General features: G+C 54.6%; 25 protein-coding genes, 2 tRNA genes and 2 rRNA genes. 24 read left to right on the top strand and 5 right to left on the bottom strand.

What is annotated here, in order from left to right; all coding sequences use genetic code 11:
• The 20 genes from J1779_RS21020 to J1779_RS20925 all read left to right on the top strand — a co-directional run.
• Nucleotides 1-108: ribosomal RNA gene (locus J1779_RS21020) — 23S ribosomal RNA — on the top strand; the annotation flags it as partial.
• A gap of 116 nt (nucleotides 109-224) precedes the next feature.
• Nucleotides 225-340 (top strand): 5S ribosomal RNA (gene rrf / locus J1779_RS21015).
• A gap of 87 nt (nucleotides 341-427) precedes the next feature.
• A tRNA-Asp gene (locus tag J1779_RS21010) sits at nucleotides 428-504 on the top strand.
• Nucleotides 505-941: 437 nt separating this feature from the next.
• On the top strand, nucleotides 942-1,667 hold the full coding sequence (locus J1779_RS21005) for a beta-ketoacyl synthase chain length factor (RefSeq protein WP_217204673.1): 726 nt from the start codon (nucleotides 942-944) through the stop codon (nucleotides 1,665-1,667).
• Complete coding sequence (locus J1779_RS21000; protein WP_056781642.1) at nucleotides 1,664-2,479, top strand: lysophospholipid acyltransferase family protein; 816 nt, start codon at nucleotides 1,664-1,666, stop codon at nucleotides 2,477-2,479. The genes J1779_RS21005 and J1779_RS21000 overlap by 4 nt, the downstream gene beginning before the upstream one ends.
• Before the next feature lie 3 nt (nucleotides 2,480-2,482).
• Nucleotides 2,483-2,740, top strand: a complete 258-nt coding sequence (locus J1779_RS20995) for a phosphopantetheine-binding protein (RefSeq protein ID WP_056781640.1) — start codon at nucleotides 2,483-2,485, stop codon at nucleotides 2,738-2,740.
• 10 nt (nucleotides 2,741-2,750) lie between these two features.
• Nucleotides 2,751-3,005: an acyl carrier protein gene (locus J1779_RS20990; protein WP_122097331.1), complete on the top strand. Its 255-nt coding sequence runs from the start codon at nucleotides 2,751-2,753 to the stop codon at nucleotides 3,003-3,005.
• A 5-nt stretch (nucleotides 3,006-3,010) separates the two neighbouring features.
• Nucleotides 3,011-3,589 (top strand): COG4648 family protein, encoded by a 579-nt coding sequence (locus J1779_RS20985; RefSeq protein WP_056781636.1) that lies wholly within the window; start codon nucleotides 3,011-3,013, stop codon nucleotides 3,587-3,589.
• Nucleotides 3,586-4,923 (top strand): AMP-binding protein, encoded by a 1,338-nt coding sequence (locus J1779_RS20980; RefSeq protein ID WP_217204672.1) that lies wholly within the window; start codon nucleotides 3,586-3,588, stop codon nucleotides 4,921-4,923. Before J1779_RS20985 ends, J1779_RS20980 begins: the two co-directional genes overlap by 4 nt.
• Nucleotides 4,920-5,264: a 3-hydroxyacyl-ACP dehydratase FabZ family protein gene (locus J1779_RS20975; RefSeq protein ID WP_217204671.1), complete on the top strand. Its 345-nt coding sequence runs from the start codon at nucleotides 4,920-4,922 to the stop codon at nucleotides 5,262-5,264. The genes J1779_RS20980 and J1779_RS20975 overlap by 4 nt, the downstream gene beginning before the upstream one ends.
• Nucleotides 5,261-6,982 (top strand): glycosyltransferase family 2 protein, encoded by a 1,722-nt coding sequence (locus J1779_RS20970; protein ID WP_238485246.1) that lies wholly within the window; start codon nucleotides 5,261-5,263, stop codon nucleotides 6,980-6,982. Before J1779_RS20975 ends, J1779_RS20970 begins: the two co-directional genes overlap by 4 nt.
• A 1-nt stretch (nucleotide 6,983) precedes the next feature.
• On the top strand, nucleotides 6,984-7,427 hold the full coding sequence (locus tag J1779_RS20965; protein WP_122097344.1) for an acyl-CoA thioesterase: 444 nt from the start codon (nucleotides 6,984-6,986) through the stop codon (nucleotides 7,425-7,427).
• Nucleotides 7,424-8,029, top strand: coding sequence for a LolA family protein (locus J1779_RS20960; protein WP_122097345.1), 606 nt, complete (start codon nucleotides 7,424-7,426; stop codon nucleotides 8,027-8,029). The genes J1779_RS20965 and J1779_RS20960 overlap by 4 nt, the downstream gene beginning before the upstream one ends.
• The gene (locus J1779_RS20955) at nucleotides 8,019-10,325 is read left to right on the top strand and encodes an MMPL family transporter (protein ID WP_217204669.1); all 2,307 of its coding nucleotides are present in this window, start codon (nucleotides 8,019-8,021) and stop codon (nucleotides 10,323-10,325) included. Before J1779_RS20960 ends, J1779_RS20955 begins: the two co-directional genes overlap by 11 nt.
• Nucleotides 10,322-10,897, top strand: coding sequence for a DUF3261 domain-containing protein (locus tag J1779_RS20950; RefSeq protein WP_056781621.1), 576 nt, complete (start codon nucleotides 10,322-10,324; stop codon nucleotides 10,895-10,897). Before J1779_RS20955 ends, J1779_RS20950 begins: the two co-directional genes overlap by 4 nt.
• Before the next feature lies 1 nt (nucleotide 10,898).
• On the top strand, nucleotides 10,899-12,071 hold the full coding sequence (locus J1779_RS20945; protein ID WP_056781617.1) for a beta-ketoacyl-[acyl-carrier-protein] synthase family protein: 1,173 nt from the start codon (nucleotides 10,899-10,901) through the stop codon (nucleotides 12,069-12,071).
• The gene (locus tag J1779_RS20940; protein WP_217204668.1) at nucleotides 12,068-12,547 is read left to right on the top strand and encodes a hotdog family protein; all 480 of its coding nucleotides are present in this window, start codon (nucleotides 12,068-12,070) and stop codon (nucleotides 12,545-12,547) included. The genes J1779_RS20945 and J1779_RS20940 overlap by 4 nt, the downstream gene beginning before the upstream one ends.
• Nucleotides 12,544-13,275 (top strand): 3-ketoacyl-ACP reductase FabG2, encoded by a 732-nt coding sequence (locus tag J1779_RS20935; protein WP_217204667.1) that lies wholly within the window; start codon nucleotides 12,544-12,546, stop codon nucleotides 13,273-13,275. Before J1779_RS20940 ends, J1779_RS20935 begins: the two co-directional genes overlap by 4 nt.
• Nucleotides 13,272-14,501: a beta-ketoacyl-ACP synthase gene (locus J1779_RS20930; RefSeq protein ID WP_056781611.1), complete on the top strand. Its 1,230-nt coding sequence runs from the start codon at nucleotides 13,272-13,274 to the stop codon at nucleotides 14,499-14,501. The genes J1779_RS20935 and J1779_RS20930 overlap by 4 nt, the downstream gene beginning before the upstream one ends.
• Before the next feature lie 3 nt (nucleotides 14,502-14,504).
• On the top strand, nucleotides 14,505-15,197 hold the full coding sequence (locus tag J1779_RS20925; protein ID WP_217204666.1) for a 4'-phosphopantetheinyl transferase superfamily protein: 693 nt from the start codon (nucleotides 14,505-14,507) through the stop codon (nucleotides 15,195-15,197).
• 39 nt (nucleotides 15,198-15,236) lie between these two features.
• Here J1779_RS20925 and yafC read toward each other — a convergent pair whose 3' ends face one another.
• Nucleotides 15,237-16,136 (bottom strand): DNA-binding transcriptional regulator YafC, encoded by a 900-nt coding sequence (gene yafC, locus J1779_RS20920; RefSeq protein ID WP_217204665.1) that lies wholly within the window; start codon nucleotides 16,134-16,136, stop codon nucleotides 15,237-15,239.
• A gap of 241 nt (nucleotides 16,137-16,377) precedes the next feature.
• Here yafC and J1779_RS20915 point away from each other — a divergent pair, with 241 nt between their 5' ends.
• Nucleotides 16,378-17,178 carry an endonuclease/exonuclease/phosphatase family protein gene (locus J1779_RS20915; protein ID WP_072158198.1) on the top strand — a complete coding sequence of 267 codons (801 nt, stop codon included), beginning with the start codon at nucleotides 16,378-16,380 and terminating at the stop codon, nucleotides 17,176-17,178.
• Nucleotides 17,179-17,252: 74 nt separating this feature from the next.
• Here the strand turns inward: J1779_RS20915 and mltD are convergent, their stop codons facing one another.
• Together mltD and gloB are read right to left on the bottom strand one after the other, a co-directional pair.
• Nucleotides 17,253-18,641 (bottom strand): murein transglycosylase D, encoded by a 1,389-nt coding sequence (gene mltD / locus J1779_RS20910; RefSeq protein WP_056781602.1) that lies wholly within the window; start codon nucleotides 18,639-18,641, stop codon nucleotides 17,253-17,255.
• A 69-nt stretch (nucleotides 18,642-18,710) separates the two neighbouring features.
• Entirely contained in the window at nucleotides 18,711-19,466 is a 756-nt protein-coding gene (gloB, locus tag J1779_RS20905) for a hydroxyacylglutathione hydrolase (RefSeq protein ID WP_217204664.1), read from the bottom strand.
• 43 nt (nucleotides 19,467-19,509) lie between these two features.
• Here gloB and J1779_RS20900 point away from each other — a divergent pair, with 43 nt between their 5' ends.
• Nucleotides 19,510-20,235: a class I SAM-dependent methyltransferase gene (locus J1779_RS20900; protein WP_122097352.1), complete on the top strand. Its 726-nt coding sequence runs from the start codon at nucleotides 19,510-19,512 to the stop codon at nucleotides 20,233-20,235.
• Nucleotides 20,236-20,293: 58 nt separating this feature from the next.
• Here J1779_RS20900 and rnhA read toward each other — a convergent pair whose 3' ends face one another.
• The gene (rnhA, locus tag J1779_RS20895) at nucleotides 20,294-20,761 is read right to left on the bottom strand and encodes a ribonuclease HI (protein WP_056781594.1); all 468 of its coding nucleotides are present in this window, start codon (nucleotides 20,759-20,761) and stop codon (nucleotides 20,294-20,296) included.
• A 69-nt stretch (nucleotides 20,762-20,830) separates the two neighbouring features.
• Between rnhA and dnaQ the strand changes: the two genes are divergently transcribed.
• Nucleotides 20,831-21,562, top strand: a complete 732-nt coding sequence (gene dnaQ, locus J1779_RS20890; RefSeq protein ID WP_056781591.1) for a DNA polymerase III subunit epsilon — start codon at nucleotides 20,831-20,833, stop codon at nucleotides 21,560-21,562.
• Between the two features lie 140 nt (nucleotides 21,563-21,702).
• Nucleotides 21,703-21,779, top strand: a tRNA-Asp gene (locus J1779_RS20885).
• Nucleotides 21,780-21,862: 83 nt separating this feature from the next.
• Here J1779_RS20885 and J1779_RS20880 read toward each other — a convergent pair.
• A complete protein-coding gene (locus J1779_RS20880) occupies nucleotides 21,863-23,365 on the bottom strand; it encodes an NCS1 family nucleobase:cation symporter-1 (protein WP_056781589.1) in 1,503 nt (500 codons plus the stop codon).
• Nucleotides 23,366-23,502: the final 137 nt, after the last annotated feature.

The raw sequence follows: 23,502 nt of genomic DNA, 5'->3' as shown, positions 1-23,502 counted from the left end.
TTAAGCCACCTGAAGGGACGTTTAAGACTAAGACGTTGATAGGCTGGGTGTGTAAGTGCAGCGATGCATTGAGCTAACCAGTACTAATGACCCGAGAGGCTTAACCTTACAACACCAAAGGTGTTTTAGAGTGGCTCTGAAGTAGATTTTCAGCTGAATGTTCCGAGATTGGTTCGTAGTGCAAGCCTGACTTAAGGTGCGCGTTATGGATAAAACAGAATTTGCCTGGCGGCAGTAGCGCGGTGGTCCCACCTGACCCCATGCCGAACTCAGAAGTGAAACGCCGTAGCGCCGATGGTAGTGTGGGGTCTCCCCATGCGAGAGTAGGGAACTGCCAGGCATCAAATTAGTTCCTTTTCCCCTGACAAGGAAAATAACAGGAACAAACGCGTATCAGACGATTTCTGATGGGTGTGAAAGAACCGGTGGAGCGGTAGTTCAGTTGGTTAGAATACCTGCCTGTCACGCAGGGGGTCGCGGGTTCGAGCCCCGTCCGTTCCGCCACTTATTGCATAGACCCTGAATCGAAAGATTCAGGGTTTTTTTGCGTCTGCTTTCAGCAGGTTGTGCGCATTTTGCTCGGAAACTTTAAGCTCGTATGCGCTTTTTAACCAATACTGACCTTAAACGTTTATTAAGTTAACCTCTGCGATTTATCTGATGCGGGAGTTAAGTGAAATTTAATATCAGTTTTGGCTAATAAACACTAAAAGAATAATAACCAATCTCGTTTATGTTTTGTTTGAGAAATACCCGTGGGTATTTTCTATATTAATGAACATGCTCGGTTTATTAAAACTGATATTAAATGCTAATATTTCTTACGTTTTAAAATATAAACCAAAATAAATTTAGCGATGACGATTTCATAGATTGCAGATGCCATCCTCAGTCAAATGTCATAGAATCTTAACCCGGCAAATTTATTAAGATAAGTCACCATGAAATTCTCACTGGATATACTTGACTGGCAGGCTCTCGCTCCGGGAAAAGACAGTTGTGAACATTGGATCCAGTGGGCTAATCAGTCTGATATTGTTCACTTTTCCGGTGAACATCCCAAGACACCGCAGATCCCGATGATGGCTGCACGGCGTATGAGTATCGGAAGTCGATTTGCCGTTGAAACGGGCCTTTCGTTACTCGCTGCGCATGATATCGATGCGGCTATTTTTACCAGCCGTCATGGTGAGCTTGAGCGCTCAGGGCGAATTCTGAATGCCCTGGCCGAAAATCTCCCTACTTCGCCGACTGAATTCTCAATGTCAGTGCATAATACTGCCGCTGGCTGGCTGACCATTATCAGTAAAAACCCGCTGCCTGTGACGTCATTAGCGGCAGGCGGCAATAGTTTCCAGCAAGGGATAATCGAAGCGCAATCAATGCTGGCTGGCGGGGCAGCGCGTGTCATGTTGATCGACTTTGACGGTGAAATACCTGCTATTTATGACAAATCGGTAAATTCTGAGTTTTTACCTTATGCTGTAGGAATATTATTAGCCGCTGGTGATGGCTGGCAATGTAGTGACATACTTTCCACGGGCAATGACTGTGTGCAGAACGTTCCTCAGAGTCTGCAATTCTTGCGCGGTTATCTCACTTCGTCTCCTTCCTTTTATGTTGATATGAATAATGGCCAACGCTGGCACTGGAAGCATAATTTGTGAGAAGAGTCTCTGGGTTGCCCTATGATGCGTTTTGTCTTGTGAACCGGGTGTGGCGATGGGGGGTAACAGGCCTCTTTTTTGCGCTTTTCGGAATCGGCGGACTGCTGCTTTCAATCATATGGTTTAACCTGTTGCGGCTCGTCATTCGTCAGCCTGAAACTTTGCACCGTATGACGCTAAACAGTATCCGTAACAGCTTCCGTTTTTTCCTGGGTGGATTGCGGCTATTTGGAGTGATGGATTTTTGCTTCATCGGTGATGAGAAGTTTAAGCAGGATACTGGCTGTCTGGTCGTGGCTAACCATCCAAGCCTTCTCGACTATGTGATCCTTGCGTCGCGAATGCCGCGCTGTGATTGCATCGTCAAGCAGGCTTTATTACAGAACCCGTTTTTGCGCGGCGTGATCAAAGCGGCGGGGTATCTGGTGAATGCCGGTTCGGAAACATTACTGCTGGCCTGTGAAGCCCGCTTGCAAGCCGGTGGAACCCTGCTGATTTTCCCGGAAGGCACGCGATCTTTGCCAGGCCAGGAAATGACCTTGCAACGCGGGGCCGCAAATATTGCGGTGAGGGCGGGTTGTGATGTGCGGATTGTTCATATCTCCTGTCAGCCTCCGATGCTGACCAAGCAGGGGAAGTGGTATCAAATTCCGCGGGTCAAACCTCAATTTATTATTACGGTTGCCGATAAAGTTAACGTTATCGATTTTATGGATGACCATGATCTTTCGCCAGCGTTGGCAGCAAGACGCCTGACACAGCATTTACGCACCGAGCTGATGCGCAGCAATATTCAAAATAACGAGAAATAAGTCATGGATCCATTAAGCCACGAGATAAAAGAACTTATCATCACCACCCTCAATCTGGAGGGTATGACGCCTGATGAGATAGAGACTGAGGCGCCACTTTTCGGTGATGGTTTAGGACTAGACTCTATTGATGCCCTTGAATTAGGTTTGGCTTTCAAAAAGCAATACGGCGTGACCCTTTCGGCAGAAAGCCAGGAAATGCGTGAGCATTTTTATTCTGTTGAAACCCTCGCCCGATTTATATCAGTGCAGCGTGGTTAAAGAGATTCCTATGCAGAAGCAAGAAATTTACAATCAAATTAGCGAGTTATTAATCAAGCTGTTTGAAGTGGATGAAAGTGATATCAAACCAGATGCAAAATTATATGAAGATCTGGAATTAGACAGCATTGATGCTGTGGATTTGGTTGTTCATTTGCAGAAGACCACCGGGCGAAAGATTAAACCTGAAATGTTTAAATCGGTGCGCACCGTTCAGGATGTTGTGGATGCCATTGATGAATTACTTAACACGCCTGCGCAGTAATCGCCGTGTCTGAAGCCCGTAACAGGGTCGCCACGATTATCCGCTGGGTAACGATCGTGGCGATAGTTGCCTATCCCGTCGCGGTATGGAGCGGTTTAAAAACCTGGGGGATCGGCATTCTTGCCCCGTTGCTGGGGCTGGTTTTTATTCTGCGCCTGCTGACTTTTCGCGGTAAGCTCAGCCAGCTCACCTTCTTTGGAAAAGCGATTGCTGCGGCGGGCATTGTCCTGGTGGCGATCAGTGCGTTGTTACGCGAAACATCCTTGCTGTTGTATTACCCGGTTGCGGTAAATACCTTGCTGTTTATTCTGTTTTTCAGTTCATTACGCGCGCGGCAATCTGTTGTTGAGCGCCTGGCCAGACTCAGTGAACCGGATTTATCCCCTGCAGGTGTCATTTATACCCGGCGCGTCACGCAAGTCTGGTGCCTCTTTTTTGTGTGTAACGGTTTTCTCGCTTTATATACCTGCCTTAAAGGTGATGTGGCTCTCTGGGCGCTGTATAACGGCGGGGTAAGTTATCTGCTAATCGGCTTATTGATGGGTATTGAATGGATAGTCAGAAAGCGTCTGCAACGGTTATGACGCTCCCAATGGGCCAGTGGCTGAGTGCACAAAGAGCCGATGATCATCTGGTTGCCTGGAGCGAAACCCGGTCATGGCGGCAGGGTGAGTTACGCCGCGATGTGCTCTCACTCATCAGTCAGATAACCGTCACCCCACATCAGCGCTGGGCGATTTGCCTGCAAGACAATTATGCCTTCGCCGTTGCTTTGCTGGCGGTGATTTACAGTGGAAGAACGCCGGTGTTGCCCGGCCATTTTCGTCAGGCCGTCCTGGCAGAGCAGCTGGAAGAGTTCGACGCGCTGATCACCGATCTCCCGCTGTCACCCGGCTGCCCGACACTGACTTTTCCCTGTGATACCACCCCCTCCTTTTCATCATTACCGGCATGGCCGGAAAATGCATCGCTGATTTTATTTACCTCAGGCTCAACCGGCAAACCGCAAAAAATCATTAAACTGGTTTCCTCTCTCGAATGTGAAAGCCGGTGGCTTGCTGCGCTTTGGGGTGAAGATCTCCGGGGGAGTTATTTTGCGGCGACCGTTGCCCCGCATCATATGTATGGGCTGACTTTCGCCTTCATGTTGCCCCTGACGCTGGGTCTGCCTTTTTATGTGAAAAGTGTCGAATACCATGAGCAGTTGGTGACGCTTTCCCGCGTCCGCCCTTTAGTGCTGACCAGCAGCCCGGCGTTTCTTAAACGACTGGACCCTGCGCTGGAACCGGCCAGCCTGAGGTGCGTCTTTTCTGCCGGAGGTCCGCTGCCCCGTCAGGGTGCGCAATTAACTGCGACAACCTGTGGTTGTTTTCCGCAGGAGATTTACGGGACGACAGAAACGGGGGTGATCGCCCATCGCCAGTCTGATGAGCCCTGGACGCTGTTCAGCGACATCGCTTTCGAACACCGTCTGGATGGCCACGTTGCACTGATGTCCCCGCTAATCCCGCAACCTGAAGGCATGATTCTCAGTGATGAGGTCGACATTCTGCCAGACCGGCGGCATTTCCATTTGCTGGGACGCAAAGATCGGATTGTGAAAATTGCCGAGCAGCGAATCTCGCTCAGTGAAATAGAGCAACGCCTGTGCGCACTGGAGGCGGTGTCCGAAGCCTGTATCATGACCATAGAAAAGCAGGGTAGAGTTTGCATCGCGGCAGTGCTGGTTCTGAGCCCAGCGGGTGAACAGCAATACCGGGCGCAGGGGCAGAACCCTTTTATCGGTCAACTTCGGCAAGCGCTGCGTGACTGGTTGTCGCCGGTGTCTCTGCCGCGTTACTGGCGCATTGTCCCGGCCATCCCTCTCAACCAGCAAGGCAAGCGCGCTGCGGCTGAATTACAGGAAATGTTTTTATGAAGATGCCTGAAGTGCTCAGTCAGCAACAAATCAGCGACAGCAGCCTGATCCTCGAATTACGGCTTCCGGCAGATTTATTCTGGTTCAAAGGTCATTTTCCCTCCTCGCCGATTTTGCCGGGCGTCACGCAGATAAACTGGGTGATGGAATACGCCAGTGCCGTTTTCGGGCTGGACAACAGGTTTTCCGGTATGGAAGTGGTGAAATTCCAGCGGCCTCTGTTGCCCGGTGAAACCGTCAGGGTGCAGATTGACTGGCTGAAAGAAAAACACCGGCTGGTTTTCCGATACAGTCTGGGCGACGTGGTCGCCAGCAGCGGGAAAATCAGCTTATGTCCATGAATCAGCACGAGGCTTTTTCTCCCTGCATGATTATTCCGTGCTACAACCACGGCGCAATGATGGCACGCGTGCTGGAAAATCTCCGGCCTTTGGGTTTGACCTGCCTCGTCGTCGATGATGGCAGTGATGTGGCGACTGCCGATGAGCTGCAACGGCTGGCTGCCGTGATGCCGTGGATGAGCCTGACGCGTTTGCCGTCGAATCAGGGCAAAGGGATGGCGGTCATGCAGGCATTGCGTCTGGCAGCCGAAAAAGGCTTCACTCACGCCATTCAGGTTGATGCCGACGGTCAGCATCAGCTGTCAGACGTTCCCGCCATGCTGGACGAAGCCCGCCGCCATCCGGATTGTCTTATCTCCGGTCAGCCGGTTTACGATGACAGCGTGCCTAAATCGCGGCTGTATGGCCGTTACATCACGCATTTTTGGGTGTGGGTCGAAACCTTATCGTTTTCACTCAAAGACAGCATGTGTGGTTTTCGTGTTTACCCTCTCAAACCCTGTCTGGCGCTGATGGCCAGTCATTCCCTCGGGCAGCGGATGGATTTCGACACAGAGATTATGGTGCGCCTTTACTGGCAAGGCACCCGCAGCCGCTTCCTGCCGACGAAGGTGACCTATCCGGCTGACGGCCTTTCGCATTTCGATGCCGTAAAAGACAACATCAAGATTTCATGGATGCACACCCGGCTGTTCTTTGGCATGTTGCCGCGCGTGGGATTTTTACTGCGCCAGCGACAAAATCTGCCTGCCGGTCAGCACTGGTCAGCCACGCCTGAGCGTCAGGGGCTGTGGGGCATTCGCCTGATGATGAAGGTGTATCGCCTGCTGGGATACCGCGCATTTCGTCTGCTGCTTTACCCGGTAATCGCGTATTTCTGGCTAACCGGTAAGACTCAGCGCAGGGCATCAGCCCGTTACCTTGACCGTATCCGCCACACCGCCGCGCAGCGAAATTTGACTCTGCCTTATCCCACCGGCACGTTCCGTCATTTCATGCGTTTTGGTGAATCCTTGCTGAGCAAGCTGGCGAGCTGGCAGGGCGATAAAACCCTGACCGACGCCGTGCTGGTTAATCCTGAGGTTTGCGAGGCACACATCGCCTCGGGGCGTGGAACGCTTATTCTGGCCTCGCATCTGGGCGATATCGAATCCTGCCGCGCATTGGGTGCGCTCAACCACCGGATCATCGTCAATGCGCTGGTTTTCACCGACAATGCCGAGCGCTTTAATCAGGTGATGAAAGAGATCAATCCGCAGGCGGTGGTGAACCTGATCCAGGTGAGCAAGATGGGGCCGGATACGGCGATGCTGTTGCAGGAAAAGCTTGATGCAGGAGAATGGGTGGCGATCGTCGGCGATCGTACCTCCGCCAGCAGTCATCAGCGCGGTGAACACGCCCGCGTGATCTGGAGTGATTTTCTTGGCAAGCCGGCCGCGTTTCCGCAGGGGCCTTTTATTCTGGCGGCAGCGCTGCGTGCGCCGGTGATGCTGATGTTTGGCATCATGCAGCAACGGCAGCTGCACATTTACTGTGAAAATTTTGCCGACCCGCTGATCCTGCCACGCGCTCAGCGCCTGCCCGCGTTGCAGGACGCAGTCGATCGTTACGCCGCTCGTCTTGAGCATTACAGCCTGCTGGCGCCTCATGACTGGTTCAATTTTTATGATTTCTGGCAGCATCCAGCGGATGACGCCCCTGAAGGGAAACCTGACTGATATGACGTCCAAACTTGACCCACAATTTAACGATCCGCGATTTTCCACCCGCGTGGAAATCACCGTGCCTTTTCACGATGCTGATTCGATGGGCGTGGTGTGGCATGGCAACTATTTCCGTTATCTGGAAGTTGCGCGCGAGCAATTGCTGAAGCAGTTTGATTACGGTTACCGTCAGATGCTGGCGTCAGGCTACGTCTGGCCAATCGTCGATACCCGCCTGAAATACATCGCGCCGGTTGTCTTCGAGCAACGCATTGAAGTGCGCGCACAGCTGGAGGAAATCGAAAACCGTCTGCGGATCGGCTATCAGATTTTCGACATCGAAACCGGTAAGCGCACCACCACCGGTTACACCTTGCAGGTGGCGGTGGATGCCACCACCAAAGAGATGTGCTTTGTCTCGCCACAGGTGTTGTTCGATAAAACGGGAGTCAGCCTGTGAGATCACTGTTATTTATCCTGCTGGCGGTGTTCAGCGTGGCAGCTCAGGCCGTCACGCTGGAAGAGTTACAGCAGCGTTTTAGTCAGGTGCCGGTACTCAGAGCCGAGTTTGCCCAGCAGCGGACCATCAGCGGTATGGCGCAACCGCTGAATTCCAGCGGAAATCTGGTGATCGCCCAACAGCAAGGGCTGTGGTGGCAGCAGGAGAAACCGTTCAGCCTGACGTTATTACTGACCGAAAATCGCATGGTGCAGATCATGGCGGGGCAGGATCCGCAGGTCGTCACCGCGCAAAGCAACCCGCAGATGTTTCAGTTCAACTCGCTGCTGAGCGCCTTGTTTCATGCCGATCGCCGCGTGCTGGAGCAGAATTTCACGCTCGGTTTCACCGATCAGGGAAAGGGCGCCTGGACGCTTGTCCTGACGCCGAAAGTCTCGCCGCTTAACCGTCTTTTCCGCAGCATCACGCTGCATGGCGAAACTTACCTGAACAATATCGATATTAATGACATGCAGGGCGACGCCACGCATATCCGCTTCTTCAACCAGCAAACGGCGCCAGCCCAGCTGACTGACGCCGAGAAACGCCATTTTGCGTCCTGAACTTCATCGTCGCCTCGCACTGGGCTGGCTGCTGATCATCGCCTTGCTGGTCGCCGCCTTGTTCTGGCTGCTGCCGCGCAGTCAGATTAACAGCAGCGTGCTGGCGCTTCTGCCGCAACAGCAGAACACCACCGTTCCGCCGGAGTTTGTAAAAGGTTTCACGCAGCGCCTCGACCGTCAGCTGATGTGGCTGGTCAGCCCGCCGCAGGGCGCAGGCATTGCGCCGCTTGACGACTGGCTGAAACAGCTGCAGGCGTTGCCTGAACTGAGTCAGGTGGAAGGGCCGATGGATGCTCAACGCCAGCAGGAGTGGGGCACGTTCTTTTTTCAACACCGTAACGCTTTGCTCGATGAAGCGACCCGCCAGCGGCTGACAACCGGGGCGGAGGCGCAAAGCCAGTGGATCCTCGGTCAGCTCTACTCGGCGTTTGCCGGCGTCAGTGGCAAAGAACTGACTCACGACCCGCTGTTGCTGGTCCGCGCGTCACAGATGGCGCAGCAGCAAAACAGCAGCGGCATGACGCTCGATCAGGGCTGGCTGATGGCCCGTGATAAGCAGGGGCGCAGCTGGTATTTAGTACACGGTGAGCTGAAAGCCTCTTCGTATGACATCACCACCGGCAGGCAGACGGTCGTCAGCCTGAATGCGGTGAAACAGGCCTTTGAAACCCGCTGGCCGGGGGCGAAAGTGCTGGCGCGCGGCACAATTTTCTACAGCAACTATGCCAGCCAGCAGGCTGAACACGATCTTTCCACCATTGGCGCGGCGTCGGTGATCGGCGTATTCGTACTGATTTTAGTGATGTTCCGCTCGGTGCTGCCGTTGTTGCTCAGTCTGCTTTCTATCGCCATTGGCGCATTATCCGGCACCGTTTTTACCTTATGGGTATTTGGCGAAATTCACATAATGACGCTGGTGCTGAGTACCAGCATTGTCGGGATCTCCGCTGACTACACCCTTTATTTCCTCACCGAGCGGCGGGTTCACGGCGACACGACCACGCCGCTGGACAGCCTGAAAAAACTGTTCCCGGCATTATCCATGGCCCTGCTGACCACGGTGGCCGCCTATCTGATGCTGCTGATCGCGCCCTTTCCGGGCCTGCAACAGCTGGCGGTATTCGCCGCGGCCGGGCTGAGCGCCGCCTGTATAACGGTGATGTGCTGGTATCCGTATTTATCAAAACGCCTGCCGGTAGGGCCGACACCGGGGCTTGCCCTGATTTTCCGCTGGTTGCTGGCGTGGCGCAGCCAGAAAGCGGTGCGCATCGGCTTACCCGTCCTGATTTTACTGGTGGCAGCGGGCGGAATAGCTCAGCTTAAAATCAATGATGATATTGCTGATTTACAATCGCTGCCCGCCGCGTTACAGCAGCAGGAACAGCAGATTGCCGCGCTGACCGGGCAAACTAACGATCAGAAATGGCTGGTGGTGTATGGCGAAAATGCCGAGCAAACGCTGCAACGCCTCGAAGCGTTACGGCCAAAGCTGGCGCAGGCAAAAACGGGCGGCGTGATTGACGGCTACCGGATGCTCGGGTTGCCCTCCCAGGCACAGCAGCAGCGCGATTTAACCTTGCTCAGGCAGCGTGCGCCGCAGATTGTGGCTCAGTTAGCGCAGGCGGGCATCCGCGTTTCTGTGCCCGATTTACGTCCGCAAACGGTCGATGTTCCGATGTGGCTTAACAGCGTCATCAGTCAGGGCTGGCGGTTATTATGGTTGTCCCTGCCGGACGGGAGCAGCGCGACACTCATTCCTGTCAGTGGCGTTCACGACAGCGCCGCGATGGCAGCGCTGGCGGATTCCTCGCCGGGCGCGGGCTGGATTGACCGTAAAACCGAGTTCAGCGATCTCTTTTCCCAATACCGGGTTTATCTGACCGGCCTTCTGGCGCTGGCCGTGGCAGTGATTGCCGTCATGTATCTCTGGCGTTTCCGCCTGCCGCACGGGCTGATTTGTCTGGTGCCGACTGTTTTATCACTGGCGACGGGCATCGCGGCGCTCGGCTACAGCGGGCATAATCTCAATCTGTTTTCTTTGCTGGCGTTGATCCTGGTGCTGGGCATTGGCATTAACTACACGCTGTTTTTCACCAATCCGCGCGGCACACCGACCACCTCGATGTTTGCGGTATTCATGGCGGTGGTGACGACGCTGCTGACCTTCGGGATGCTGGTATTCAGCGCCACGCAGGCGATCAGCAGTTTTGGCATCGTGCTGAGTTTTGGCATTCTGACGGCCTTCCTGCTCTCACCGCTGACTCTGCCGGTTAAAAAACGAGGACGTAGAAAATGAGTCGATTCACGTTGCCACTTCTGGCCTGGCTGGTGCTTAGCCTCGGCGGTTGTGCCACGCAGCCTCCGGCCAGCACGCTGCCGCAAGCCTGGCTGAAACCCGGCGTTCAGGTGAAATTACCCTCGCCGCTGCTGGAAAAGCCGGTGAGTCAGCAACAGTTGCTGACGGCCACCGTGAAGGGCAAACAGCAGTCGCTGCTGGTCTTACTTAATGCCGATGGCAAATCGCTGCAACTGGCCGGGCTCTCTCCGCTGGGGATCCGTCTGTTCAAAGTGGTCTACGATCAACAAGGGATCCACACCGAGCAGGCCATAAAAATTGACGGTTTACCTCCTGCAAATCAGGTTCTGGCCGATATCATGCTGAGCTACTGGCCGGTCGAACGCTGGCAGCCGCTGCTTCCTGCGGGCTGGCGGCTGGACGATCAACCGCTTCGCCGCACGTTGCTGGATAACCACGGGGCGACGATCACCCGCATCGACTATCTGCCGAAAGGCGCGACCCGCCAGCCAGTGTCGATCACCCAGCAGGCTTTTCATTACCAGATAACTATCCAGAACGTCGGTGGCTAACATGATTTACTTTTCGGCCGTGGGCATGGTGAACGCGCTGGGCAACGATCTTGTACAGATCGCACAAAACCTCACGGCGGGCACTGCGCCTGGCATGTCATTGCAGGAAGGCTGGTTGACGGAAAACCGTCCGGTCTGGCTTGGCACCGTCACGGGCGATCTGCCGGCGATCCCGGGTGATCTGATGGCGCACCGCAGCCGGAATAATCAGCTGTTGCTGGCCGCGCTGGCGCAGATCGAATCTCAGGTCAGCGCGGCGATCGCGCAGTACGGCAAAGATCGCGTTGCGGTGATCATGGGCACCAGCACCTCTGGCATTGCTGAGGGCGAAGAGGCCGTGCGCTATTTACATCAGCACGGTGAATTCCCGCCGGGCTTCGATTACCGCCAGCAGGAGCTTGGCGATCCGTCGCAGTTTATGGCTGAATTGCTGGATCTGAGCGGCCCTGCGTACACGTTGTCTACCGCGTGTTCCTCCAGTGCGCGGGCGATCATCAGCGGCAAGCGACTGATCGAAGCCGGGCTGGTGGACGCGGCCATTGTCGGCGGTGCTGACAGCCTTTGCCGCATGCCCGTGAACGGCTTTAACAGTCTGGAATCGTTATCGCATGGGCGGTGCGCCCCGTTCGGACAGGGGCGCGACGGCATCAATATCGGTGAAGCCTCCGCGCTGATTTTACTGACCCGCGAACCGGCAGAGGTCGCACTGCTCGGCGTCGGAGAATCTTCCGATGCGTGGCACATGTCTGCGCCACATCCGGAAGGGCTCGGGGCGGAAAGGGCGATCACGATGGCGCTGAAAATGGCCGGGCTGACCGCGAGCGACGTGGGGTACATCAACGCTCACGGCACGGCGACGCCGCTCAACGATCAGGTGGAGGCCGCTGTCATACATCGTCTGTTTGGCAACAGCACGCCGTGCAGTTCGACCAAGCATCTCACCGGCCATACGCTGGGTGCCGCCGGCGCGACGGAAGCCGCGCTCAGCTGGCTGATCCTGACGCAGGCTCTTCATCTGCCGCATCAGGATTTTTCACAGATTTCGCGCGATGTCAGCCTGCCGGATATCTGGCTGGCTACGACCGGGCAACCGCTCGCCAGACCGGTGATCCTGTCTAACTCTTTTGCCTTTGGCGGCAACAATGCCAGCATTCTGATCGGGAGGCCGTCATGAGTTATCAAAACGCGGCGGATTTTTTACCTCACGCTGAGCCGATGGTCTTGCTGGAAAACGTGATTGAAGTGACCCGCGACACCGCGTTGTGCAGCGTTTTGGTGAGCCAGGACAGCGTACTGGCCCCCTTTCTGAATGCGGACGGTGCGTTGCCTGCGTGGTATTCCCTCGAGCTGATTGCGCAGACGATCGGCGTGTGGAGCGGCTGGCATGGCGCACAATCTGGCGAGCCGCCACAATTAGGCATGCTGCTGGGCGGACGTGGTCTTAAATGCGCCGTCCCGGAATTTGCGGCGGGCAGTGAATTATTAATCAGAGTATCGATGGTATTACGCGATGAAAAAATCGCGAGTTTTGAAGGTGTTATCAGTATTAAGGGTGAACAAGACAACCTACAGGTTGCACAGGGACGGCTGAATACTTATCAGCCAGACAAGGACGAAATAATAAAATTAACTCAGGGGATGCAGGCATGACGCGTTCAGTATTAGTCACCGGCGCCAGTAAAGGGATCGGTAAAGCCATTGCCATCCGGCTGGCGAAAGACGGTTTTGAGGTAGCGATTCACTACCACAGCGATAAAACAGGGGCTGAAGATACCTTGCAGCAGATCGCCGGATTCGGCGGCAGTGGCCGTATTGTGCAATTTGATATCAGCCACCGTGCGCAGTGCCGCGAGGTAATTGAGCGTGATATTGAGGCGCACGGCGCGTATTACGGCGTGGTTAATAACGCCGGTATTACCCGCGATGCGGCGTTTCCGGCACTCACCGATGAAGACTGGGATGGCGTGATCCACACCAATCTCGACAGTTTCTATAACGTGTTACATCCCTGCGTTATGCCGATGATCGGGCTGCGTCAGGGCGGGCGCATTATTGCGCTGTCTTCTGTTTCGGGTATCACCGGTAACCGCGGGCAGGTCAATTACAGCGCGGCCAAAGCGGGCATTATCGGTGCCTGTAAGGCGCTGTCGCTGGAGCTGGCAAAACGCAAAATCACCGTGAACTGCATTGCGCCGGGGCTTATCGATACAGGCATGCTGGAGATGGAGAAACCGGCGTTCGACGCGGCGATGAGTATGATCCCGCTCAAACGTATGGGCAATGCCGATGAAGTGGCGGGCCTGGCGAGCTATCTGATGTCAGATATTGCCGGCTATGTTACCCGTCAGGTGATTTCCATCAACGGAGGCATGGTATGACACACCGTGTAGTCGTCACCGGCATGAAAGGAATTACGGCGTTCGGTAATCACTGGCACGACGTCAGCGCCCGCCTGCAGCAGGGGCGTAACGCGGTTCGCCACATGGACGAATGGCTGATTTATCAGGGGCTGAATACGCATCTTGGTGCGCCGGTGGATGATTTTGTTGTCCCGGCGCATTACACCCGCAAGCGCATCCGTTCAATGGGGCGCGTCTCGCTGCTGTCTACCCGTGCGGTGGAACTGGCCCTGGAACAGGCGGGTTTACTTGATGATCCGATCCTGACCAACGGCGAAACCGGCATTGCCTTCGGATCTTCCACCGGCAGCACCGGGCCGGTCAGCGAATTCGCCACCATGCTGACGGAAAAGCACACCAACAACATCACCGGCACCACGTACGTGCAGATGATGCCGCACACCACGGCAGTGAATGCCGGTCTGTTCTTTGGTCTGAAAGGACGGGTGATCCCGACGTCCAGTGCCTGCACATCGGGCAGCCAGGGCATCGGCTATGCGTATGAAGCGATCAAACACGGCTACCAGACCGTGATGGTGGCGGGCGGTGCGGAAGAGTTATGCCCGTCGGAAGCCGCGGTTTTTGACACGTTGTTCGCTACCAGCCAGCAAAACGATCATCCCGAATTATCTCCTCGTCCGTTCGATGCGCAGCGTGACGGGCTGGTGATTGGCGAAGGTGCTGGCGCGCTGATCCTCGAATCCCTCGAACACGCCAGCGCGCGGGGTGCGAAAATTTATGCCGAGATCGTCGGGTTCGCCACCAACTGCGACGCTGCGCACATCACTCAGCCGCAGCAATCCACCATGCAAATTTGCATTGAAAAAGCGCTGAAAAACGCCGGTATTTCTGCGGCGGAGATTGGCTACATCAGTGCGCATGGTACGGCAACCGATCGCGGGGATATCGCGGAAAGTCAGGCGACGGCGGCGGTCTTTGGCGACAGAACGCCGATTTCGTCGCTGAAAAGTTACTTCGGCCATACGCTCGGCGCCTGTGGTGCGCTGGAAGCCTGGATGTCGCTGGAAATGATGCGCGAAGATCGCTTTGTTCCAACCATCAACCTGACGCAGCCGGATCCGCTGTGCGGCGAACTGGACTACATCATGGGCGAATCGCGTCATATTCAGACCGAGTTTATTCAGTCGAATAACTTCGCGTTTGGCGGCATTAATACGTCGCTGGTTTTCCGTCGCTGGCCATAACTGATGACGTCTGCGTATTTCGTGACGGCACAGCTGAACGACCGCTTCCCGCTGTCGCGTTTGCCCGCAGACCTCCTCGCGCAAAGTGAAAGCATGAACCCCGCCCGCAGGCAGCAATGGCTTGCGGGAAGGGCGCTGCTGGCGCAAGCGATGTGGGCTTTTAAAGGCTGTGAAATGCTGCCCGCTATGCAGATTTCCGCCACGGGCAAACCGTCGTTTGTCGATCCCTCCCTGCCGCATTTTTCCCTCAGCCACAGTAAAAACTGTCTGGAACTGGTTCTGTGCGACGCCGGACAAACCGGATGTGACGTCGAGCAGATGCGCCCGCGTCCGCGTTATCTGGCTATCGCGCAGGCGGCCTTCAGCGCTGGCGAATTCCGGTGGATGGTAGAGCAGACCGATTCGCAGACTGCCTTCTGGCAGCTCTGGTGTTTACGTGAGGCGTGGCTGAAACAGCAGGGCGCAAGCGTCTGGCAAATGGACCGCCTTCATCTCGACCCCGCCGCAAGACGTTTTACCTCGCAGCCAGCGACCGGCAGCCGGTTATGGTGTGCAAGGCGTGGCACGGTGATGAGCGCGGTGGCCGTTCCGCAAGGCGTCGGGGCGCCGCAGGAATACCGGTTTGAATCCGCCAGCGAAATGCTTATTTCTCAGCGTCAGCGCGACTGGACATCCTTTGATGCCGGGAGCCGGTGAACCGACATTTCCGCGAAACCGGCATCACCTGATCGAGAATTATTTCCTGTCAGAATCCCCGAGCTTCTCGCTTAAAAAATCAATGAAACTCCGAATCCGGGTACTGACCCGCTGGTCGCTGTAATACACCGCGTGCAGCGGCATCGCGATGCGCATGACATCCGGCGCAAGCAGTTTGACTAAATCCCCGCGCTGCACATCTTCATCGGTCATGAAATCCGACAGACAGGCGATACCGTTGCCCTGCAAACACAGCCTGCGCAGCGTTTCGCCGCTGCCGGAACTGATAAACGGGGTGATCGTCAGTTGCTGGCCATCGGCGCACAGCAGCGGCCATTTGTTCAGCGCGACCACTTCGTTAAACCCCAGGCAACGGTGCTTCAGTAACGCGTCGACGCTTTGCGGCGTTCCCCATTTTTTCAGGTATTCCGGCGAGGCCAGCACGCTGCGGTAGCTGAGCATCAGTTTGCGGGCGCGCAGGCTTGAATCCTCAAGCTCGCCGACGCGGATCGCCACATCAACTTTGTGGTCGATCAGATTGATGTTGCTCTCGGAAGAAAACAGCGCCAGCGACATCTTCGGAAAGCGTTCGGTGAATTCAGCCACCAGCGGGGTAATGACGTGCAGGATCACCGGCGTGGCGGCGTCTACGCGCAGCAATCCCTGCGGATCGTCGCGGTTTTCCAGTAAGTCGTCTTCGGCGGCAGCCATGTCATGCAGGATTTTCTGCACGCGAACAAAATACCGTTCGCCTTCATGTGTCAGGCTGATCTGGCGCGTAGTACGGTTGAGCAGGGTGATCCCAAGCTTTTGCTCCAGCCGTTTCAGCGTCCGGCTGACGACTGAATTATCCTGCCCAAGCTGTTCCGCCGCACGGCTAAAACTGCCACTTTCCACCACGGTCACAAAGGTCATCAACTCTTCAGAACTGGCTCGCATTGATGTTACTCCAGCATAAATCATCTGATATTTCTGTCATTTAAGCACAAGCAGATCAACGCCGCCATCGAATCAGGTCCGGTAATGGGCGGGGCTTTTTTTATGCTAGCCTTTAGGGGAACAGGCGGGTTGTATACCCTTGTAAACAGATTTGGCCTGAGCGCCTGCGGGCGTATACTGAACTTTCGTTGAGAGATGATCTCTCACATAGCATCATTGAATGAGTGAACAGGCGATTAGCGTGCGAAAAAAAACATATGCAATGAGGTATGTGGCAGGTCAGCCCGCTGAGCAAATTTTCCCAGGCGCCCTCGCACATTTGGGGCCAGATTTGCCGCCGGGTGCCGCACTTCCTAACTCGAATATTTTGCGCGTCATGGTGTGGAATATCTTCAAACAGCAGCGGGCTGACTGGTTGTCAGTCCTGCGTGATTTCGGCAAAGATGCGCAACTGGTATTACTTCAGGAAGCGCAAACCACGCCGGAACTGATCCGTTATGCCACGTCCAACTATCTGGCAGCCGATCAGGTGCCTGCGTTTATGCTGCCTCAGCACCCCTCTGGCGTGATGACACTGTCTGCGGCACACCCGGTCTATTGTTGCCCTCTGCGTGAGCGTGAGCCGCTGCTCAGACTGGCAAAATCGGCATTAGTCACCGTCTATCCGTTACTGGATGGTCGTCTGCTGATGGTTGTAAACATTCATGCGGTCAATTTCAGTATTGGGATCGACGTTTACAGCAAGCAACTTGACCCGATTGGTGAGCAGATTGCGAACCATAAAGGCCCGGTGATCATGGCGGGGGATTTCAATGCCTGGAGCAAACAGCGTATCAACGCGCTGTTTGGTTTCGCGGGGAATATTCATCTGGAAGAAGTGCGTTTCCCGGCGGATTACCGTAAACGCGCCTTTGGCAGACCGCTCGATTTCATCTTCTATCGCGACCTGAGCGTGACTCACGCTTCCGTCATGGAAACCCGTGCGTCTGACCATAATCCGCTGCGCGTAGAGTTTCTGGCCGGTAAACCTCTGGTGCAGTAAAAAAGCCCTTCCCAAATTTTGGATAAAAAAAAGCACCCGGAATGTTCAGGGTGCTTTTTTATGGTCCAAACCTGTCAGGTTTCCGGGCTCATTTTGTTGCTAACAAACAGCGTTAGCTTTTTGCCTGGCTGAAGGTTGTCTGCTGACGCGTTCCAGCGCATGACATCTTTGATGTTCACGCCGTGACGCCTGGCAATGCTCGACAACGAATCGCCTTTACGTACCTGATAAGTGATGCTGCCACCGTTTACGCTGGTATCGCTGACGCTGTTATCCGCCACCTGCAGTGTTTGCCCAACTTTTAACGCGCCTGCTGAGCGCAAATTGTTCCAACGCTGTAGATCACGGGTTTTCACATTCAGTCGGGCTGCAATACCAGACAAGCTGTCGCCGGAGCGAACCTTGTACTGTTTTGCCCCTGACGGAGTGTTGCTGGCCAGTTGGGTTTGCTGCACTGCGGCGATATCGCCATCAGCCAGAGAATCCTTTAACTGGTCGGCATGCGCCTTCGGCAGAACAATGTAATGCGGGCCATTCGGCGCGGTCACATTCTTCTTGTAGCCAGTGTTAAACGACTTCAGCTTGGTCAGTGACATACCTGACATTTCAGCGGCCTGCGTTAATTGCATTTGCTGTCCGACTTCAACACGCGCCAGAGCACGGTCTTCACTCGGTTTCGGCAGGTTGATGCCATACTTCTTGCTGTTCTTTAAGAGGTCACTCAGCGCTAACATCTTCGGAACATAAATCGATGTTTCACGCGGCAGTGCCAAAGACCAGAAATCCGTAGGTCGACCTTTTGCTTTATTCGCTTTCACCGCTTGCATCACGCGGCCTTCACCACTGTTATACGCAGCCACGGTCAGTAACCAGTCGCCGCCAAACATCTTGTTCAGGCGTTGCATCATATCAAGCGCAGCAGTCGTCGAAGCCACAACATCGCGGCGTCCGTCATACCACTGGTTTTGTTTCAGACCATAGTTGCGACCCGTCTGCGGCACAATCTGCCACAACCCAGCAGCGTTAGCTGATGAGGTTGCTTTGGGGTCAAAAGCGCTCTCCACTATGGGTAGCAGTACCAGTTCCATCGGCATCTTACGTTTCTTAATCTGCTCGGTGATCCAGTACATGTACGGCTCTGCCCGTAATGTTACATCGTGGAGATAGCTCTTATGTTTTAAATATTTAACTCTTTGCTCGCGGATCCGGGGGTTATCCGGAACCTTCATCTTCAGCTCGTCGCCAATGAAGTTCCACAGGTTTTGCTGAGAGGCGGCGTCGTTTCCATCCAACCATCCCCCAGAGGCCGCTCGGCCATCACCTGTGAACTGTCCTGCTTCTTCACTTTGACTTGCTGAAGACAAACTCTGTGCATGTTGCTCGGGTACCTTCGCGCCCTGCCTGGACGCCTGGCAACCGGTGAGCAACATGGAGGCGATTATTAGGATCGCATATGCCTTCATGTGTGTGTCATAGTTGCTTAAAAGACGAGCGATAATACTTTGCTAAGAAGAAAAACACAACCTTTGGGTTCAGAAGCTATCCTTGAGAGCCCTTAAATGGGCGAAAACGTGCCAGGCGGGTTTTAAGGGATCGTTAAGGTTTAATTTGTTTTGTAAATCAAGATCATCACATCGTAAAAATAGGTTAATTTTCCGTTCAAGACCGAGGGTAGAAGGCAGGGAAGATTGTCCCTTTTCGCGCATTTGTTGCACTTTGTGCTCATGAGAATGAATATCATGATCCTCGGGCAAAATGGACCGCGCAAACTTAAGATTTGAGAGAGTATATTCATGCGCGGCACAGACGAATGTTTCGTCAGGCAGTGCAGCTAACCGTTGAAACGACTGGTACATTTGTTCGGGGGTCCCTTCGAACAAACGGCCGCATCCGGCTGAAAACATCGTGTCTCCGCAGAATAGATAAGGTGCGCTATAGTATGAAATATGACCAAGAGTGTGCCCGGGGGTAGCAAAGATTTGCCATTCCAGACCGCCAATTTCCAATTTGTCACCGTTTTTAAGACTAATCTGACTAAATTTGCTCTCAGTTTCGTGAGGTCCGTACACTTTCAGAGCAGGAAAATGGCTGCAAATCTCGTTTACTCCCCCCACATGGTCATGATGATGGTGGGTGAGAAGGATCGCATCAGGGGTTAAATTGTGCGATTTTAACGCGGCCAATACCGGCGCCGCTTCGCCCGGATCGACGATCAGACAATGCCCTTTCTGGTCATCCAGCAACCAAATGTAATTGTCCTGTAACGCAGGAATACTGATAAGATTCATGGCAACCTCTCTTTGGCAACTGCTTGAAAGAAGATAATAAAATATGCGACCCGCCCGCGCCCGTAAGAACATTGTTGCTCCGGCTTCATGGGATGAAATCCCGTGCGGCGACTACTACCGTGCCGCGCTTGAGCAACAACTGCAACCCTGGTGGGGAAAACTGTACGGTTTTCACCTGCTGAAAATCGGCGCATTAAGTGCCGAACTCAATGCCGAAGCCTGTCCTATTTCGCATCAGGTCAATTTCGCCTCGCAGGGAGAAGGGATGCACGTCAGAGGCGACCCTTACTCTCTGCCGTTCGCCGCAAAATCTGTCGATGCCTGCCTGCTCAGCCATACGCTGGCCTACGCCGAAGACCCGCACCGCATATTGCGTGAAGTGGATCGCGTGCTGATTGATGATGGCTGGATAGTGTTAAGCAGCTTCAATCCCCTGAGCCTGCTGGGGCTGGGCAAACTGATGCCGTTCTTTCGCAAACGTCAGCCCTACAGCAGCCGCCTGTTCACCCAAATGCGGTTACTTGACTGGCTGTCTTTACTGAATTACGAAGTGATGGTTCACCGGCGTTTTCATGTGCTGCCGTGGAGGAAAAACGGGGGGAAACTGCTGAGTACGCATCTGCCCGCGCTGGGCTGTATGACGCTGATTATTGCCCGCAAGCGGACTTTCCCGCTGACGCCGATGGCGAAAAAAGTGCCCGCGCAGAAACAAAAAATACCCCAGGCGGTGGGGGCAACGAAAAGTTACCGGGAAGAACATCGGGACTAAAGTTCTACACCGTCCCTCTGATGAGGGGCGGCGGGGACAGGGTGTGGTTCCTGCGGCGTTAATTCTCGGCCTGATAACCGACATCTTCCAGCGTCGGATTGCCCGCCGCTTCTTTTGCCAGCACGTCACAGCGTTCGTTTTCCGGATGACCGGCGTGGCCTTTCACCCACATCCAGTTCAGCTGATGTGTCTGAATGGCGGCGTCGAGACGCTTCCACAAATCGACGTTTTTCACCGGCTTTTTGTCCGCTGTTTTCCAGCCGCGTTTTTTCCAGTTATGGATCCAGGTGGTAATGCCCTGGCGCACATACTGGCTGTCGGTGCTCAGCGTGACTTCGCACGGCGTGGACAAGGCTTCCAGTGCCACAATTGCCGCCATCATTTCCATGCGGTTATTGGTGGTCAGCCGGAAACCGGCGCTGAACTCTTTTTCATGCTGCTTATAGCGTAAAATCGCACCGAAACCGCCGGGGCCGGGATTACCCAGGCAGGAGCCGTCGGTGAAAATTTCTACCTGTTTGGTCATCTCTGGTAGACTCTTCCATCAAATGTAAAAGCCAAGTCTGACATAAACGAGCGCTGCGAGCACTGCAATATGATTTCTTCTCCTACCAGACAGATTGTTCTCGATACCGAAACCACCGGTATGAACAAACTCGGCGTCCATTACGAAGGGCACCGGATTATTGAAATCGGTGCCGTTGAGGTGGTGAACCGCCGCCTGACCGGCCGCAATTTTCACGTTTATCTCAAGCCCGATCGCCTGATCGACCCGGAAGCCTTTGGCGTTCACGGCATCAGCGATGAATTCCTCGCCGACAAACCGACGTTTGCCGAGGTCGCGGACGATTTTATCGAATACATTCGTGGCGGCGAACTGGTCATCCATAACGCGACGTTCGATATCGGCTTTATGGATTACGAGTTCGACATGCTGGGCCGTAATCTGCCGAAAACCGAGACGTTCTGTAAAATCACCGACAGTCTGGCGATGGCGCGTAAGCTGTTTCCCGGCAAACGTAATAACCTCGATGCGCTGAGTGATCGCTACCTGATCGACAACAGCAAACGTACGCTGCACGGCGCACTGCTTGACTCCGAAATCCTGGCCGAAGTGTATCTGATGATGACCGGCGGCCAGACCAGCATCAAGTTTACCCACGAAGGTGAGCAAAACACCGGTGCGGACGGGCAGGGGATCCAGCGGATCGCGCGTCCGGCGTCCGGCCTCAAAGTGATCAACGCCAGCGAGCAGGAGCTGGCGTGGCATGAAGAGCGTCTTGATCTGGTCGTGAAAAAAGGCGGCAGTTGTTTGTGGCGTTCCTGAGTCGAATTTTTCAGGCTGTTGCACTTAAAATATGCAGGATGCAGAAAAACTGTGCAGTTGTTTGAAAACGAGAGGAAAAGCATTGACGGCGTCGCGGGGATTCCTTACTATCCGCTCCGTTCTTAACCAGAACAAAACGCGGAGCGGTAGTTCAGTTGGTTAGAATACCTGCCTGTCACGCAGGGGGTCGCGGGTTCGAGCCCCGTCCGTTCCGCCACTATTCAGAAGCCCTGAGTGAGAAATCACTCAGGGCTTCGTCGTTTCTGCCGTCCTGGCATTTTCCTTCCTTCTCTGTTCTGTTTATTCCGCTTCGGCTTTCAGATACCCCAGCTCATGGCGGCTTACACGATCGTGACGTGCAATAAACCGGTAACAGCCACCGGACAACAGTGCGCCAATGAACCAGCTAAAGTTCGCCACCTGATGCAGGCCCGGCGTAAAGCTGATGACCAAACCAATCACCACAGCAGGCACCAGCGCCGCGATCGCTTTCGGGTTGAAGCCGTTGCGGTACCAGTAACGTCCGGAAGGTGTGGCGTTGAACAGCGCATCGACATCCATCTGGCCGCGTTTGATCAGGTAATAATCCACCAGCAAAATCCCGAAAAGTGGCCCGATAAACGCGCCCAGCACGTCCAGCGTGTAGTGAATCAGTTCCGGTGACTGGAACAGGTTCCACGGCGTCAGCAGAACAGAGCCGACGGCCGCGATCATCCCGCCGGTGCGGAAGCTGATTTTTTGCGGCGAGCAGTTAGAAAAATCGAAAGCCGGTGAGACAAAGTTCGCAACGATATTGATCCCGATGGTGGCGATGATCATCGTCAGCAGGCCGAGCGCTACGGCCACGCTGTTACCGACGCGGCTGACCGTTTCGATAGGATCGGTGATCATCTGGCCGAACAGAGATTGTGTCCCTGACACGATAACCACGGTCACAATGGAGAACAGCAGGAAGTTAAACGGCAGGCCCCAGCGGTTACCGCGACGGATTTCGCTCATACTTTTGCCATAACGCGAGAAGTCGCCGAAGTTCAGCAGCGGGCCGGAGAAGTAAGACACCACCAGCGCGGTGGCCGTCAGCATTTCCCAGCCCTGCTGGCCGACGGTCAGCGTTTTCGTCGACAGCGTGAAAGAGATATTGCTCAGGCCGGTTTTATACAAAATCCAGCCCGCGAGCATCAGCATGACGACATACACTGCCGGGCCCGCCACGTCGATGAAGCGTTTGATCGCGCTCATGCCGTGCCAGAACACCATGGCCTGTAACACCCACATAATGCCAAAACAGATCCAGCCCAGCGCCGACAGCCCCAGCCAGTGCGGCACGGTCAGCGGAGTGATTGACGGGAAAAACTTCAGCAATACCAGCATCAGCGCGCTGGCGGCCAGATAGGTCTGAATGCCGTACCAGGCGAAGGCGATCAGCCCGCGGATCACCGCCGGAATGTTTGCCCCGAACACGCCAAACGCCTGACGGCAAATCACCGCGTAGGGCACACCGGCCTGCTGGCTCGGTTTCGCCACCAGGTTGGCGCAAATCTGCACAATACAAATCCCGCATAGCAAACACAGCAGCACCTGCCAGCTGGTCAGCCCGAGTGTGAAGAAACTCGCCGCCACCACGTAGCCTCCCATGCTGTGCACATCGGACATCCAGAAAGAAAAGATGTTGTACCAGCTCCAGTTTTGGTGACGCGTTGGCGCTAAATCATCATTGCACAGCCGCGGGCTGTAATAAGGCTTGATGATCCCGGCGCTCTGTTCAGAAGACGCCGTGGCGGAGGTGATTTCCTGATTTGGCATAAATCGTGCTCCTGTCATAAACAACATGTGAAAGTCGGAAGCCGGATCTCCGGCTGCCAAAAGATGAAAGCAGTCACAGGAGCACTGCATGAATCAGGCCAAATTTCACTTTTTGTATACAAAAAATCTATTTCATG

The organism is Rahnella rivi (assembly GCF_019049655.1).
Taxonomy (GTDB): domain Bacteria; phylum Pseudomonadota; class Gammaproteobacteria; order Enterobacterales; family Enterobacteriaceae; genus Rahnella; species Rahnella rivi.
The sequence above is the reverse complement of the archived record's forward strand: the minus strand, read 5'-3'. Positions and strand labels throughout refer to the sequence as shown.